The organism is Barnesiella intestinihominis YIT 11860, assembly GCF_000296465.1.
GTDB lineage: Bacteria > Bacteroidota > Bacteroidia > Bacteroidales > Barnesiellaceae > Barnesiella > Barnesiella intestinihominis.
Genome location: NZ_JH815204.1, coordinates 454,662 through 471,820, shown reverse-complemented (window position 1 = coordinate 471,820; position 17,159 = coordinate 454,662). Strand labels below are relative to the sequence as shown.

Annotated in this window: 12 protein-coding genes; 6 read left to right on the top strand and 6 right to left on the bottom strand. The window is 43.8% G+C overall.

All coding sequences use genetic code 11. The features are described 5' to 3' along the window. Nucleotides 1-24 precede the first annotated feature (24 nt). Nucleotides 25-1,209, bottom strand: coding sequence for a DUF4369 domain-containing protein (locus HMPREF9448_RS06760; RefSeq protein ID WP_008861841.1), 1,185 nt, complete (start codon nt 1,207-1,209; stop codon nt 25-27). Between the two features lie 213 nt (nt 1,210-1,422). Between HMPREF9448_RS06760 and nfo the strand changes: the two genes are divergently transcribed. From nfo to cysK, 3 genes are all read left to right on the top strand, one after another. Further along, nucleotides 1,423-2,271: a deoxyribonuclease IV gene (gene nfo / locus HMPREF9448_RS06750; RefSeq protein ID WP_008861840.1), complete on the top strand. Its 849-nt coding sequence runs from the start codon at nt 1,423-1,425 to the stop codon at nt 2,269-2,271. A gap of 50 nt (nt 2,272-2,321) precedes the next feature. Further along, nucleotides 2,322-3,659 (top strand): SLC45 family MFS transporter, encoded by a 1,338-nt coding sequence (locus tag HMPREF9448_RS06745; protein WP_008861839.1) that lies wholly within the window; start codon nt 2,322-2,324, stop codon nt 3,657-3,659. A 105-nt stretch (nt 3,660-3,764) separates the two neighbouring features. After that, nucleotides 3,765-4,712, top strand: a complete 948-nt coding sequence (gene cysK, locus HMPREF9448_RS06740; RefSeq protein ID WP_008861838.1) for a cysteine synthase A — start codon at nt 3,765-3,767, stop codon at nt 4,710-4,712. Nucleotides 4,713-4,718: 6 nt separating this feature from the next. Here the strand turns inward: cysK and HMPREF9448_RS06735 are convergent, their stop codons facing one another. Beyond that, nucleotides 4,719-7,400, bottom strand: a complete 2,682-nt coding sequence (locus tag HMPREF9448_RS06735; protein ID WP_008861837.1) for a 4-alpha-glucanotransferase — start codon at nt 7,398-7,400, stop codon at nt 4,719-4,721. Between the two features lie 141 nt (nt 7,401-7,541). After that, nucleotides 7,542-10,079: an adenosylcobalamin-dependent ribonucleoside-diphosphate reductase gene (locus HMPREF9448_RS06730; protein WP_008861836.1), complete on the bottom strand. Its 2,538-nt coding sequence runs from the start codon at nt 10,077-10,079 to the stop codon at nt 7,542-7,544. Nucleotides 10,080-10,483: 404 nt separating this feature from the next. Between HMPREF9448_RS06730 and HMPREF9448_RS06725 the strand changes: the two genes are divergently transcribed. Further along, nucleotides 10,484-11,233: a nitroreductase family protein gene (locus HMPREF9448_RS06725; protein ID WP_008861835.1), complete on the top strand. Its 750-nt coding sequence runs from the start codon at nt 10,484-10,486 to the stop codon at nt 11,231-11,233. 65 nt (nt 11,234-11,298) lie between these two features. Here HMPREF9448_RS06725 and dnaA read toward each other — a convergent pair whose 3' ends face one another. The 3 genes from dnaA to HMPREF9448_RS06710 all read right to left on the bottom strand — a co-directional run bounded on the left by dnaA (nt 11,299) and on the right by HMPREF9448_RS06710 (nt 15,100). Then, nucleotides 11,299-12,696, bottom strand: coding sequence for a chromosomal replication initiator protein DnaA (dnaA, locus tag HMPREF9448_RS06720; protein ID WP_008861834.1), 1,398 nt, complete (start codon nt 12,694-12,696; stop codon nt 11,299-11,301). A gap of 347 nt (nt 12,697-13,043) precedes the next feature. Then, nucleotides 13,044-13,928 (bottom strand): MlaD family protein, encoded by an 885-nt coding sequence (locus HMPREF9448_RS06715; protein WP_008861833.1) that lies wholly within the window; start codon nt 13,926-13,928, stop codon nt 13,044-13,046. 32 nt (nt 13,929-13,960) lie between these two features. Then, nucleotides 13,961-15,100 carry an N-acetylmuramoyl-L-alanine amidase family protein gene (locus tag HMPREF9448_RS06710; RefSeq protein WP_008861832.1) on the bottom strand — a complete coding sequence of 380 codons (1,140 nt, stop codon included), beginning with the start codon at nt 15,098-15,100 and terminating at the stop codon, nt 13,961-13,963. A gap of 277 nt (nt 15,101-15,377) precedes the next feature. On the opposite strand from HMPREF9448_RS06710, the gene gldB reads away from it, so the two are divergent. Together gldB and HMPREF9448_RS06700 are read left to right on the top strand one after the other, a co-directional pair. Further along, nucleotides 15,378-16,394: a gliding motility lipoprotein GldB gene (gldB, locus tag HMPREF9448_RS06705; RefSeq protein WP_008861831.1), complete on the top strand. Its 1,017-nt coding sequence runs from the start codon at nt 15,378-15,380 to the stop codon at nt 16,392-16,394. Nucleotides 16,395-16,406: 12 nt separating this feature from the next. Continuing rightward, nucleotides 16,407-17,150, top strand: a complete 744-nt coding sequence (locus HMPREF9448_RS06700) for a shikimate dehydrogenase family protein (protein ID WP_008861830.1) — start codon at nt 16,407-16,409, stop codon at nt 17,148-17,150. Nucleotides 17,151-17,159 lie beyond the last annotated feature (9 nt).

The window sequence follows — 17,159 nt, the reverse complement described above, 5'->3', positions numbered from 1 at the left end:
ATTGCCGAGTATTGTGGAGACGAACTATATTGACGATCGTTTCACAAATCCAGTGGTATCCGGCACAGACGACACAGCAGTATCTCTTCTCGCCCGATAGGGTAACAGTTCTTGCAGCCTCTGTTCCAACTGTGTCACCGTCAGGTTGCGGGAATCGATGGACCCATCGGGGGCGATAAGCATAAAATTGGGAACCGACACCAGAGCATATCGGGTTTCGATTACATCGGGTTCCGCAGCCGCACAGTGATGTGAAGGCAGTCCCAAAGTTCTCACTTTTTCCCGCCATATATCCCGTTTTTTATCCAACGAAACAGACAAAAAGGTCGCGCCCCGATAACCATACGCCCGATACAGTTCTCCGAATTTCGTCATATCCCGGCAAGAAGGCTCGCTATCCGAACGCCAAAAGCCAATAGCCGTATATCTCGCATATCCTATATATCCCGACAGATTCTCTTTCCGTCCCGAATACTCTATCAATGGAACATCTACATACGGATTTCCCGGCTCGACTTTATCGGCATTACGCAAGCGCAAAGAAATATCGGACAATATCTGCGCATTCTTGCTTCGCCCACCGAATCCCGACAAAAGGCTTCGCAACTCATCTTCATCGAAACGGCTTTGCATCTGTTCCAGCACCCATATCGCAGCCGGTGAATAATGATTCCGTCGAATAAACCGGTAGGCCAGCTTCTCCTCTTGGCTGCTCAAACGAAAATCCTCATCGCACATCGATTGTTCCAAACCGGCATCCATCATACGCTTCTCCACCTGTTCGACGTAATGGCTATGCAAACAACGGCGTAAAGAATCGAGGCGATACGCCTCCCGTTTATATTCCTCGAATATGTTATTCTGCTCCGTCCCTGCGACACTCGAATACGAAGTATCCATCACCGCCTCCATCGCTCCATTTTCCAACACAAATAACACGGGCACAGCCAAAGAATCGAGATAACGGTTAAACCGCAGATAAGCCATAATCGGTTCCTCCTGTACTCCGTGAAAAGAAAAAACTCCGCCATCGACTATCGCACTGTCCAAATTCACCAATTCATCTCCGTTACTATGAGACAAATAAACGACATTCCCGTCAGTCAGCGAGTTAACCACTTTTCCTGTAATCACGTATGACGAATCCGTTCTATCCTGACAACCGGCGAGCAATAGCAGAAAAAATATCCAATGATATACCTTATTCATACTCTATACTTTGTAACTACAAAGATAGCGAAAGGTGAGAGCAGAGACAAACGGAAACCCCATTTCCGATTTGGCTATACCGAACCGCATCCTATCTTCGTACTCACAAAGATAAAGAAGTTTTCAGGAACCATCTCAAATCTTAACTCATTCATCTCGGCAGCAATCGGCTTTTTTTGTAGTTTTGCTTAAAGAACAAAAACGACCGGAATCATGAAATTTATAGGAGCCCACGTAAGTGCTGCGGGCGGTGTAGAAAACGCTCCGGTAAACGCACATGCCATAGGGGCCAAAGCCTTCGCCTTGTTCACAAAAAATCAAAGGCAATGGCAATCGCCTCCGTTATCGGACAAAAGCATAGAACTGTTCAAGGAGAATTGCGAAAAATACGGATTCTCACCCCAATATATACTACCGCATGACAGCTACCTAATCAACCTCGGACATCCTCAGGAAGAAGGGCTGACCAAATCTCGGGTGGCTTTTCTGGACGAAATGCGACGTTGCGAACAGCTGGGATTGAAACTATTGAATTTCCACCCCGGCAGTCACTTGAAAGAGATTTCGACCGACGAGTGTCTAGCCCGTATCGCCCAATCGATCAATTTGGCTCTCGAAAAGACCGATGGGGTTACCGCCGTTATAGAAAACACGGCCGGGCAAGGCAGTAACGTAGGATTCAAGTTCGAGCATTTAGCGGTTATCATCGACTGGATAGAGGACAAAAGTCGTGTAGGAGTCTGCATAGATTCCTGCCATGCTTTTGCCGGAGGTTACGATTTGGCGACAGCCGAAGGATATGATGCGACTTGGCGGGAATTCGACCGGATTATCGGATTCGAATACTTGCGAGGAATGCACCTGAACGATGCTAAAAAAGGACTCGACTCCCGTGTAGACCGTCACGACAGTTTAGGCGCAGGCGTATTGGGTATGGGGTTCTTTGAACGATTAATGCAAGATAAGCGTTTTGATAACATACCGTTGATTCTCGAAACTCCGAATGAGAACCTTTGGCCTCAGGAAATAGAGAAACTGTATGGCATGACCTTCCCGGAATAAACAGAACAACGGATTTACAATAAACCCAATGCTCCTCTCTTTTCGATGGAATGAGAGTAAAACCCGATTTAAGTTTCCGAAGGCTATGGGATATTAGTTTCGGATTCTTCGGCGTTCAGATAGCCTATGCTCTTCAAAGCGCCAACATTAGCCGGATATTCGCCACCTTAGGGGCCGATCCGCATAATTTAAGTTATTTCTGGATACTTCCTCCGTTAGCGGGAATTATCGTACAACCTATCGTAGGCGCATTGAGCGACCGCACTTGGAATCGTTTCGGACGACGTATTCCATACCTTATCGCCGGCTCGGCCATTGCCGTAGCAGTCATGTGCCTATTGCCTAATGCCGCTTCATTCAAGGGATATATCCATGCAATGTGGTTCGGGTTAATAGCCCTCATGATGTTGGACACATCTATCAATATGGCCATGCAACCTTTCAAAATGTTGGTAGGCGATATGGTCAACGAACGGCAAAAAGGACTCGCTTACTCCATACAAAGTTTCCTTTCCAATGCCGGAAGTTTAGTCGGCTACTTGTTCCCTATCCTGTTCACCTATATCGGTATCAGCAATATCGCAGCCCCCGGAGTTATCCCCGATTCGGTAATTTTCTCTTTCTACGGAGGGGCAGCCATATTGATACTGTGTACCCTCTATTCTTCGATACGGGTGAAAGAAATGCCACCTGCGGAATTCCAAAAATTTCACCAAATTTCGGACAAAGAACTGACAGAGAAGAATAATTTCATATCCCTACTGCGCCACGCTCCGAAAGTTTTCTGGACGGTCGGTCTCGTTCAGTTTTTCTGTTGGTCGGCTTTCATGTATATGTGGACCTATTCCACAGGAGCCATCGCCGACAACGTCTGGCACTCGACCGATCCGGCTTCTCCCGGCTACCAATCAGCCGGGAACTGGACGGGCGTATTATTCGCCATACAAGCCATAGGCTCGGTATGTTGGGCCCCGCTTCTCCCCTTGATAAAAAACAGAAAAGCGGCATATAGCCTCAGCCTACTTATCGGCGGAGCCGGTTTCACACTGGTTCCTTTCATTCACAATGCCTATCTGATGTTCCTGCCTTTCTTCCTCATTGGTTGTGCTTGGGCAGCCATATTGGCTCTACCCTTCACGATCCTCACCAATTCCATCTCGGGGAAAAACATGGGAGCCTATTTAGGACTGTTCAACGGCACGATCTGTGTTCCCCAAATTCTCGCGGCCTTAGTAGGTGGTTCTCTGCTACGATGGTTAGGCGGTAGCCAGCCCGTCATGTTGGGGATTTCGGGTATTCTGTTATTCGCGGGAGCTTTGTGCGTATTTGCAATCAAAGAAACATTCGTACATGAAAGTGAGACAGAACGTATCGAAAAGGGAGATTAACAGACTTTCAATACTAAAACAAATATAAGCTCCACTTGATATCATCAAATTAATTTGCTCCTGCCCTCGTTTGCACTATCTTTGTATCACCATAAATATATAAACATGAAGAAAATAGCCAAAAGTCTAACCGACTTGATAGGGAATACCCCTCTATTGGAACTCTCGAATTACAATAAAAAACACGAGTTGAACGGAATACTGGTCGCTAAACTGGAATACTTCAATCCGGCCGGGAGTGTAAAAGACCGTATCGCTTTATCTATGATAGAAGAGGCCGAACAAAAAGGGCTGTTGAAATCTCATGCCACAATTATAGAACCCACAAGCGGAAATACAGGTGTAGGTCTCGCATTCGTTTCGGCAGCAAGAGGCTATCGGCTCATACTGACCATGCCCGATACGATGAGCATGGAAAGGCGCAATCTGCTCAAAGCATTGGGAGCACAGTTAATCCTTACTCCCGGTAGTGAAGGTATGGCAGGAGCCATTCAAAAGGCGAAAGAACTGAATGAAGAGATAGAGGGAAGCATCATTCTGCAACAATTCGAAAACCCTGCCAATCCCGCCATTCATGCGAAAACAACGTCCGAAGAAATATGGAGAGACACCGAAGGCAAAATCGATATATTCGTCGCCGGAGTAGGTACAGGAGGAACCATCAGCGGCGTAGGAACCGGACTAAAAAAACACAACCCTGCTATAAAAATCGTAGCCGTAGAACCGAAAGACTCGCCGGTTCTATCGGGAGGTAAAGCCGGATCCCATAAAATACAGGGCATCGGCGCCGGGTTCGTTCCCAAGACATTCGATGCTTCCGTAGTCGATCAAATAATCCCCGTAAGCAACGACGATGCCATTCGCACCAGTAGAGAACTGACAGCGGCAGAGGGTCTATTAGTAGGTATCTCCTCCGGAGCAGCTGTTTTCGCAGCTACCCGATTGGCTCAATTACCCGAAAACAAAGGCAAAACAATCGTCGTACTTTTACCCGATACGGGAGAACGTTATCTGTCGACAGTGCTATACGATTTCGAGGGATATGCCTTGTAAAAGCCCCTATCTCCCGCTACGTTCAATCAATTCCCGAAGGCGGGTATTAAATACCCCTTCTTCCAAAAGCTGTTCTATCGACAAGTGCATGCGGTATCGCCAATAGTGACGGGAATGAGCCGGTATATTTATCCGCTCCTCCTGCGGATTTTCCCGACGTAACCGCCCGTCTATCGACAGCCAATCCTGTAACGGTAAAATAGCAAGCATCGAAGGAGAAAAGAGATTCAACTCGACTATCCTCTCGCAAATCCACGGTTCACAGAAATAAGGAGCCTCGCCCTGTTCGCCGAGAATTTCATTGAAAAATCGTTGTGTTCGAGCTCTATCCTCTTCCCACCATGCCCTTATTCCCGACATATCGTGAGTCGAGGTCGTACATACCGATCGATAGGGATAAGCCCATGTATCCCCAAATTCACGCCAAGACTCCTTAGGCATTCGTTGGATTTCCAACGAGAGTATCTGTAAACGCTCCATCACTTCGGGAACGCAGTGCGGGATCATTCCCAAATCTTCGCCACAGACCAGCATGTCGGTCGACGAGATGAGAGCAGGTAACTTCCGCAACGCCTCGTCTTTCCAAAAAACATCGTGACGATGGTAATAAAAATCGTCATACAAACGATTGAAACAAGACTTCTGATCTTCATCGAGGCTATGATAAACATGTGTATGCTGAGCCGAGATACGTGGGTGATAATACCCCGGACGATCGGGATCTTCGAGGAAAAGGACATCGTCGATAAGCCGCATCAACCCGTCTCTTATCAAAATACTCATATCGTCACTCGCCCCGGAGAAATATCCGACTATCTTACGCTGAGTATCAACCAAGACATTCAAATCCCATCGTCCATCTCCCTTATGTACCAAGAACCGCTCTTTCACTTCTCCGGTATATGCACCGAAAATCTCGTCCAAAAAATCTTCCCGAATATAAGGAACCGTTTGCCACGAAGCATCAAAACGGAATCCGTATCCCTGCAACTCTTCTGGAGAGAACGGTAACGCCGGATTAAAGTGTCCCAGCAGACCATGAACGGCATTGAACGGAATTTCCCAAATTCTGAAAAAGCCCAAAATATGATCAATCCGGTAAGCATCGAAATACTCCGACATCTTGCGCAACCGGGCTTTCCACCACGCATATCCATCACGAGCCATGACCTCCCAATTATACGTGGGAAATCCCCAGTTCTGGCCTTCTATCGAGAAATCGTCGGGTGGCGCCCCTGCCTGACTATCCATGTGAAAGAGTTGCGGATTGACCCACGCATCGACACTGGTACGACTGATTCCTATGGGAATATCGCCTTTCAAAACCACTCCTGCCCGATGGGCATACTCCTTGACTTCGGATAATTGAACATGCAAATGATACTGAATATAATAATACAATGCGACCGATTTATACCACGGACTCCACACGGCACAATAGTCGGCAATGGCCGATTCATCGTAAAACGAATGTTCTTCCCAACAGCTAAAATTGGCAGTTCCAAATCGGTCTCTCAAACTGCAAAATGCTGCGTAAGGACGTAACCAAAAGCTATTATCCCGAAAAAAGGCTTTGAATCCGTCGCTCGATAGCGTAGCCTCGCCCTGCTCCTCGAACAAAAGTCTCAAATATTCCATCTTCGCACGGTTCACCCGCTCGTAATCGACATCGGGCAACCGGTTCAATTCTTCTCGCAACGCATCGAAGCGGACTTGCTCCACCTCGTCGTTCAAATACCCGACTTCGGATAACCGAAGGTACTGCGGATGCAAAGCAAAAGTAGAGTTGGCATTATAGGGATAGGAGTCTTGCCATGTACCCGACATCGTCGTATCATTCACCGGGAGTAGCTGTATAAACGACTGTCCTGTTCTTAACGCCCAATCTACCAAATATTTCAAATCGATAAACTCCCCTATGCCGAACCCATAATCCGTACGGAGAGAAAATACCGGAATCGCCGTCCCGGCTCCCCTCCACTGCGATTCGGAACCGTTGAAGCGAAGTCCCGAAACCACCACGGCCTCAGAAGGATTTTGCGGTTTCTCCCGGCAAATACGGTTCTCTCCCGTCTCCCAAGCAACAACTTCCCGTTGATGGGTACGCACGATAACGAACTTATACTCAAACGGGAATTTCAGTTGTTTCCCATCGAGGGTTATCTGCCACTCCGGAAAAGCAGAATCATTCAATAACGGGGCTTTTAAAACGTCCCAATCGCCCAATTCTGGACAGTCGCCGACCATAACGAGCCTCTCATCGGGCCTTAGTTGCGACGCGTCAACCTTAACGGTGAGCGTCCCCGGTTCTATCGTTTCTACGACAGAATCGGCGTGTTGTCGAAAGAATATACCTTGAATGAATGCCGATGAATAAAAAGGCAAATCGGCAGGGACATCGCGCCATCGATCGACCAAACGATATTCCGCGGCATTCTTCCCCGGAGAGAAACTATGAGGACTCCCCCACTCCCGACGGATTCCCTCCCCGGACTTTACCAGATATTCATAATGGAATTTCTTTGCAGAGGCCGGAAGTTCCATTGTATATTTCCATAGCCCATCACCTTGATAATCCATCATAACAGCCCGATTATCTTCATTTGCACCAAGCTCATCTATGTCCCCGGAGAGAAATAAACTTTCGCCCCATCGAGTATGATAATATATCTCGAATGTTATTTTCATCGCTATATCCTATATTTTAATCATAAAGGTAAGAACTTTCCGACAAAACAAATGCTCTTCTTCATACCTTTTTTCTAAAAAACAAAAGCGAACCTATGATAGTTCGCTTTTGCCTTTTGGTCTATATTTGTCGCTCGAATATTATCCACATTTGGAAGTTCCGCACGACGTACAAATGAGACAGCCTTCTTGATAAATGAGCGTCTCATTTCCGCAATGAGGACAAGTCTGCCCGTTAGCCTTAGTCCCATTGGGCAGATATTTCTTCAAAGCTCGCTCGACCCCGTTTTTCCAACTGTTGATAGACTGACTATCCAATTCAAGGCTCGAAACCAATTTCAATACCTGCGGAATAGGCATTCCGTACCGGAGAACCCCCGATATCAGCTTGGCATAATTCCAATATTCCGGATTGAATTTATCGGACAACCCCTCGATAGTAGTCTTGTAACCACGCTTATTGGAGAACTGGAAGTCGTACCGCTTCGTACCATCTTCATTCACAGCTTTCACAATTTTTCCCTTGACCACATTCTTCGGACAAAAAATACCGTCATCGTCATCGGCCAAACCGGTAAAGATCTCGTACGGTTTTCCGTCTTTCAAACCGACAAAGGCAATCCATTTTTCTTTATTATTCTGGAAACGAACCACGTCTGCCTCCAACTCGATAGGACGGACCAATGTCTCGGCCGGTTCATTGATAGCCGCAACGGGTTTCTTCTCCTCCTTCTTGGCAGAGATGAGAACTCCCGACCGGGAACCATCGCGATAAACGGTACACCCCTTACAGCCAGAACGCCATGCCTCTACATATAGCTGACCCACCATCTCTTCACTGACATCGGAAGGTAAATTGATCGTCACGCTAATCGAGTGGTCCACCCACCTTTGAATGCGGCCTTGCATACGAACTTTCTGCAACCAGTCGATATCGTTAGCCGTAGCTTTATAATAAGGCGAACGAGCCACCAACGCATCGACTTCTTCCTGTGTATAGTTCTCTTTCACTTCGATACCATTCACCTGCATCCAAGTGATGAATTTGTGATGATAAACCACGTACTCTTCAAAAGCATCTCCCGTCTCATCGACATAGTCGATACGAACCTCAGGATCATTGGGGTTCACTTTACGGCGACGGCGATAAACAGGCATAAATACCGGTTCGATTCCCGATGTAGTTTGTGTCATCAAGCTCGTTGTTCCCGTGGGTGCGATAGTCAGACAGGCAATATTCCGACGCCCGTACTTGCACATATCCCGATATAGTTCCTCGTCTTCCTTTTTCAACCGATTGATAAACGGGTTATCGACTTCCCTACCGGCATCGAAAATCGAGAAAGCCCCACGCTCTTTTGCCATCGAAACCGACGAACGATAAGCCGCAAGTGCCAACGAACGATGTACTTTCTCAGAAAAATCGGTAGCCTCTTCGGTTCCATAACGAAGTCCTAACGCGGCAATCATATCGCCCTCGGCAGTTGTGCCCACGCCGGTACGACGCCCTTGCAAAGTGCGTTTTTGAATCTTGTACCACAAGTTAAGCTCTGTACATTTTACCTCGTCGGTCTCGGGATCGGATTTGATTTTCTCTATGATCTTATCGATTTTCTCCATTTCGAGATCGATGATATCGTCCATCATTCGCTGAGCCAATCCTACGTGTTTACGGAACAAATCGAAATCGAAATAAGCTTCTTTCGTAAAAGGATTGACCACATAGGAGTACAAGTTTATCGCTAACAGACGGCAACTATCATAAGGACACAAGGGTATTTCTCCACAAGGATTGGTCGACACTGTTTTGAAACCTAAGTCGGCATAACAGTCGGGAACAGACTCTCTGATAATGGTATCCCAAAATAGAACTCCGGGTTCGGCCGACTTCCAAGCATTATGTACTATCTTTTTCCAAATAGCCTGCGCATCGACCTCTTTCGTTACTTTCGGATCGTCGGAATCGATGGGATATTGTTGCCGATAAGCTTTTCCGGCAATGGCAGCCTCCATAAAATCATCGTGAATTTTCACCGACACATTAGCTCCTGTCACCCGTCCTTCGACCATTTTGGCATCAATAAACGATTCCGAATCGGGATGCTTAATAGAAACCGATAACATTAAAGCTCCTCTACGACCGTCCTGAGCAACTTCACGCGTGGAATTGGAATAGCGTTCCATAAACGGAACCAAACCCGTAGAAGTCAAAGCCGAGTTTTTTACCGGAGACCCTTTGGGCCGAATATGAGACAAATCGTGACCGACTCCTCCCCGACGTTTCATTAATTGAACTTGCTCTTCGTCGATTTTTATAATCCCTCCATAGGAATCCGGTGCTCCGTCGAGACCGATTACAAAACAGTTGGACAACGACCCTACCTGATAATTGTTTCCAATACCGCTCATAGGACTTCCCTGCGGTACGATATAACGGAAACCTTTCATTAAATCGAACAGTTCCTGTGCCGAAAGAGGATTAGGATATTTTTGCTCTATACGAGCAATTTCATTAGCGATACGCCAATGCATATCGTCGGGAGTCTTTTCATAAATATTCCCATACGAATCTTTTAGAGCATACTTGTTAACCCACACACGGGCCGCCAGCTCATCACCTTTAAAATACTCCAACGAGGCCTGATATGCTTCGTCGTAAGTATAAACAATTGGTTCCACGAGATAAAATGTTTTTCAGTTTTCGTTAATTTACTTAATTTAGACAAAGGTTTCTTGATGAAAAAGATTTACGGTGCAAGTTTATAAAAAACATTCTACATACGCAAACAATATCATTTTTAAATTTTCAATTTTCAAAAAGTTTCCCAAATCAAACAAATAATATTCTAGTTATCAAAACATTATATTTTCAAGAAGCTTAAAAAGTTTCCAACTTTAAAAATCAACTGTAAAAACGAGAGTAATATAAAAAGAAACACCTCGATAAAAACAGTTTATAAATTTTCTTTTTTTACAATGAGAAGAAATAAAAAGAGTTACTAATAATTAGTAACCGAAATAAATAACTTATCAAATAAATTTTTAATTTTGCAATCGAACATCTAACCTTTAACTACCTTTATATGATATCGTCTTTAAAAGAAAGAAGAACCATACGGAAATATCTCAATAAGGATATCGACGAGCAATTACTCAATGAGTTACTCGAAACAGCATTTCGAGCCCCCACGACGCAAAATATGCAAGTTTACAGTGTCGTCATAACCCGAGAACAGGAGAACAAAGAAAAGTTAGCTCCGGCTCATTTCAATCAACCCACTGTAACCAGCGCCCCTGTCGTATTAACTTTTTGTGCCGATTTCAACCGATTTATTAAATGGTGCGAGCAAAACCATGCAGAACCGGGATATGACAATTTCCAATCCTTCGTCACGGCAGCTATCGACGCATTGCTTGTAGCTCAACAGTTTTGTACAGTAGCCGAAATTTCAGGATTGGGTTGCTGTTATCTGGGAACTACCACATATAACGCTCCTCAGATAGCGGAAATATTGCATCTGCCCAAGTTTGTCATTCCTATTACCACTCTTACGGTAGGTTATCCCGCAGATATACCTGCGCAAATAGAACGACTTCCCATCGGAGCGATTCTTCACCACGAAGCATATCAAGACTATACCCCCGAAGCAATACATCGGCTCTACTTCGAAAAAGAGAATTTGGCAGAAAACAAGAAATATATCGAAGAGAATCATAAAGAGAATTTAGCCCAAGTCTTCACAGACGTACGTTCTCCCCGAAAAGACAATGAACTATTTTCAAAAACATTCCTTGACTTCATCGTCAAGCAGGGATTCCGTTTACCTGATTGAAGAAGAAAAATAAAAGAGCTCCTGAGTAAGGAGCTCTTTTATTTTTCTTCGAGTAATTTATATTACTATCCTTGAATACGCTGCTCTATCTCTTCCAAATCGCTGCGCAATTTTTTATCGACACCTACCTGCTCCGATATAGTCTTGCAAGCATGCAAAACCGTAGCATGGTCTTTTTTCCCTAACACATCACCGATTCCCGCCAACGAAAGAGCAGTATATTTCTTTGCCAAATACATCGACATTTGGCGAGCAACGACCACTTCTCTCTTGCGAGTACGCTCCAACAATCTCGACGTTTCCAGTCCATAATATCCGCAAACAGCCTCTTTTATCGAATCTATGGTGATCTGTTTTTGAGTCATCTTTACACTGGCAGCCAACACTTGATCGGCCATGTCTATCGAAATCTCTTTCTTCAAGACACTCGAACGTACCATAAGCGATACAATGACTCCTTCCAAATCTCTCACATTATCGGTGACATTACGAGCTATATAGTCAATAACCTCTTCGGAAATAGACAATCCATCACGACGAACCTTACTCATCAAGATATCGTATCGTAATTCATAGTCAGGGCGTTCGACCTCGGCCGTCAACCCCCATTTGAAACGAGTCAGCAGGCGCGATACCATACCCACCAACTCAACCGGAGGTCTGTCGCAAGTGAGCACTAATTGCTTATTGCTCTGATGCAAATGATTGAATATATGGAAGAATGTATTCTGCGTCTGGGTCTTCCCGGCAAATTCCTGAATATCGTCCATCAACAGAACATCTATACTCTGGTAAAAGCTGATAAAATCGTTCACCCGATTATTACGAACAGCATCGGTATATTGCACTAAAAAATCATGAGCCGATAAATATAACACACGAGAAGCCGGATTATTCTCTTTAATACGCAATCCTATCGCTTGAATCAGGTGGGTTTTTCCAACCCCCGACTCACCGAATAAAAACAACGGATTAAAGGTGTTTCTCCCCGGGTTTGCAGCAATAGATTCTGCTGCCGTACGTGCCAGCATGTTACTCGCCCCTTGATAATAGCTTTCAAAAGTATAGATAGGGTTCAGGCGGGGATCGAGCTCATCGTAAACGCGTTGTTTGAAAGGGTCTAAAAGATTGGGCATCGACTGCTGCATCTTCTTTACGGCAGTCGATTTAGTAGTAGCGGTCAAATCGACGGTAGCTTCCGGCTGACGAACGATTTGTACACGATACAACAATTTTACGCTTGCCCCGTATATGCGAGGCAGAACCTTTTTCAGCAAATTGAGATAATGCTCCTCAATCTGCTCAATAACGAAATGTGAAGGGACAAGCAAAGTCAACACATTATCATCAAACCCCAAAGAGACTATCGGCTTGAATAAACTATCGAAAGCCTCTTCGTTTATATTGTCTTTGATAATTGTTAAACATCGGTCCCACAACTGAACATGCTGTTCTGAACCCATTTTTATGTAAATCTTCTATCAAAAAACTTTTGTGAGTACAAAATTCAAATTATTTTTCATCAAAAACAAATTCAAAAATATTTGCTTTTTACAGTTCTAGCACAAACAATTGATTACAAGGCGTTTATAAGCACCGACCCTACAAAGCAAATTATCTGACATAGAAAATTATTATCACACTTATTTACAATATCTTACAATCTTCCACATGTTCTACGACAAAAATCGTTCCCTTTATACGAAATTTGGAAATAAACACATATAAGCGTAGCTCTGGGAAGATTACAAAAAAATTACACAGTTCTTTTTATTTATAATGATTCTAAATAATAAAAATATTCACGAAATCAAAATAGAGAAAAATGAACATAACGTTTCGGATTGAGTCTTAAATCAATCATCAAAGAATCTACGCTCCCCAAAACGCCATTCGCTTTATCGTACAGCAGCCGGTCGTTCAACAATAGTCCCAGACTATTGTCGGGAGAAGTCAAACGATTGGTTATTTGCTGCAAATTATCGGAAGTTTTCTGAACCGAAATCATAGTAGATTGGAGAGGTAACGAATTCAAAGTTCCCGAGAACTGATTTACCTGCGCCGTTATTCCTTGTACATTGTCGAGAATAGCCGGCACATCGTCTTTCATCATCTGTGATAGTTGCACGGACGAACGCTCCAAATTAGCGGTAATATGATCGATACGTTTTACCGAAGCAGATAAAGCAGGATCATTGACTAGCGTCTGCAATCCCGAAAGAATACTGTCGAGTTTCGGTAACAGCAAAGCAAACTGGGGTAACAACTCTCCTTGTATGTTTTGCATTAGTCCAGACTTCACTTCCCCTTCAATAACGGCTCCATGATCATAGTATTCGCTCACATGAGGGTTCAGATCGATAACAATCGATGCCGTTCCAAGCATATCGGTTTCGAGATAGACTTTACTATCGACCGGGATTTTTAATTTTTTATCGAGATTCAACAGCACCTTAATCGCGCCATTCGCATCATAATCATAAACGATTTCCTGCACGAGTCCCACTTTGTATCCATCGATAAATACCGGTGCAGACTGGGCCAAACCTGCAACATTCGGGAATTGTACATAATAATAATTAGAAGGTTTCATTACGTTGATTCCCTTCAAATAGTTAATTCCCACATACAAAATCAAAATACTCGCAAGAACCGATAGTGCTATCTTAACTTCTTTTCCAAACCACTTTTTCATATTCTATTTTTTATTCAGCATCACAATACCTTTCAATAGACCCGTTTTCCATCACGGAACTTTATGATAAAGGCATCGCGAAACAAAGATTTTACTTTTTTATATTGTTTCTGTATTTCGTCTCGGTCGGTAGATTTTCCATAGGTGTATTTATACATTCCTCCGTCTTTATAATATTCGACAGGAGAAAGCCCTTTAAATTCTTTGGAATTAGCCGGCAATTTCCGAGGCAAAGCCATGAACTGTACTTTATAATAAGTAACCCCGGATTTCTCGGCTTGTTCAGAGACTTCCACATTCGAATCACCCGTTTGAGTCTTTTTATCAGGCGATACAACGGCGGAAGAAGACGGTGACTCCTCTACCCTTTTGCCGGCATTTTGCTTGCGGTCATAGTCTGATTTATATTTGACAAAAGCATTGTATATAGACTTTGCCATTTTCTCCTGACCGGATTCGGAATTCAAAAATCTCTCCTGCGTCGGATTGCAAATAAAATCGAGCTCCACTAAAACCGCAGGCATACTCGTTTTAGCGAGTACCCAAAATCCAGCCTGTCTTACACCTCTATCCACTCGGCCGGCAGTCGAAACAAATTCACGTTGTATATCCGAAGCAAAGTTTATACTCTGCTCCATGTGTTTATACTGCATGAATTCAAAAATAATATACGACTCGGTCGAATTCGGATCGAATCCTTCATAACGAGTCGAAAAGTCATTCTCCAAATATATAACGGAATTTTCCCGTTTTGCGACTTCCAAATTCTCCTTGCTTCTGTGTAACCCCAATGTCCAAGTAGAAGCACCGGCGACTTTCCTACGATTAGGGGACTTTTTATCCAAAGAATTGGTATGAATAGAAATAAACAAATCGCCTTGAACCTTATTAGCTATATTAGCTCGCTCTTGCAAGGTCAAATAAACATCTTTTTTACGGGTATAGACCACCTTCACACCTTGCATATTATTTTCAATCAGACGTCCCAATTTCAAGGCAACTCCCAAATTGATGTTTTTCTCTTTCGCCTTGCTGCCGAGAGAGCCGGGATCGTGCCCGCCATGACCGGCATCGATCACCACGACAAAATCTTTGGCCAGCAAGACGGAAAGTCCCAAAGCGAAAGCCATAAAAACCGACAATAACCTCCGGCTGAAATATGAATGCTTCATAAATTATAATCCGTCATTTAATCCCGATAAGTAAAAAAACTATTACTCATTATATGCAAAGATAGTGTAAACCAAGAACAGAAACAAGCTTTATCGCTTATGCCCAAGCACGTCCTGTTCCTCACATATATCGCAAAGGTACGAATAAAGACCGAAAAAGCCTCGAATTAATAGATATTTATTGTCCTATACACCGTATAACAAAACAAAAATGTTCTTTATGGGTTTCTCAAAAGAAAAAAGTAAATTTGCAGAAGAGACATAAAAAGAGAGTATTATGATACAACCCGAGAAAACAAGCAAATATGCCGTCGTCGTAAGTTTACTTACCCTTTGTTTTATCGCTTGCAACGGAAAAGCATCGGAGATATCGAACCATTCAAGTAATCCGATCGTAACCATAGAACGATTCGATAAAGGACTACCTTCTTACGTCCAAGAAACAGACTCGGCCCAAATATTTCTTTTTATAGATAAATACACACCATTTTTTCCGGTTTATTGTCGACACATACTCGGTTTGGGAGATGCTCCATCGTTCCAAAAAGGATTAAAAATGTTTTTATCCAACGAGGCTATATCCCAGTTGTATGCGGATACAGAAACAAAATTTTCCAACGATACCGTATGGATTACCGAATTACAGAACGCATTCCTAAGATACAACGAGTTGTTCGCTCCTCAGAAACGTCCCCGCATTCTTACCCACATTTCGGGACTGAACCAATCGATCGTCACAATCGATACCACTTTGCTATCGGTTTCCTTAGACTGTTATTTGGGAGAAAACTATCCCCTTTATGAACAACGCTATTATAATTACGAACGGAATTTACATGAAAGCAACCGCATTCCCATCGATGTCGTCGAAGTTTGGCTACGCACTTTATATCCCTACCAATCACAGCGAAACGCACTATTAGACCGAATGATATACGAAGGGAAAATTCTTTATTGCTTGTCTCAGATATTTCCTCGAACAAACGAATATGTCCTATTGGGATATTCCGACAAACAAGCTCAATGGTGCAAAGAGAACGAAGCTGAAATATGGAAACAACTTATCGGTAAAAAGCACTTGTTCAATACCGAATCGATGCTTATCAACAAGTATATCGAGCCGGCCCCTTTCGTATCGGTACTTCATCAAGATGCACCGGGACGATTGGGCCGCTGGATAGGACTTCAAATCATCAAGGCTTATGCTAACGAAAAGAAAAAAGAAGCGATCGAAATTATCGAGACGACCGACAATGGAGGGGAAATATTATCGGCATCTAAATATAACGGTTAATTTATCGGCTTTATGAAAAGAAAATACGGATTAGTGGGCTATCCTTTGGGGCACTCGTTTTCCCGCTCTTTTTTCCAACAAAAATTTGAAGACGAGCATATAAACGCCACCTATGAAAACTTTGAGATACAGGATATTTCCTGTTTGAGACAGCTTATCTCGGACAACCATGAATTGTGCGGATTGAATGTGACGATTCCTCATAAAACCACAGTTATCCCCCTACTCGACGAATTGCACCCTTTGGCTCGCGAAATCGGAGCGGTCAATGTCATCAAAATTACGAGGCAAGGAGACAAGATATTTCTCAAAGGATTCAATAGCGATATCATAGGGTTCACCAATTCTATCGCTCCGTTATTGGACGACCACATGACAAAAGCGCTTATTCTCGGAACCGGTGGTGCATCAAAAGCTATTCATGCCGGGCTAAAAGCCTTGCATATCACACCGACATTCGTTTCCCGACAAAAAAGAGGAGATATACTCAGTTACGAAGACTTATCTCCCGACCTAATCGATAATCACAAAATCATTGTCAATACCACTCCGTTAGGCATGTTTCCTCACATAGACCAATCTCCGAACATACCCTACACGGCACTAAGCCCCGAACATCTTTGTTACGACGTTATTTACAATCCCGAAACGACTTTATTTCTCCAAAAAGCAGCCCGACTGGGTTGCAAAATAAAAAACGGAATAGAAATGCTTCATTTGCAAGCACTGGCGGCATGGAAGATTTGGAACGAATAAATTGACTCT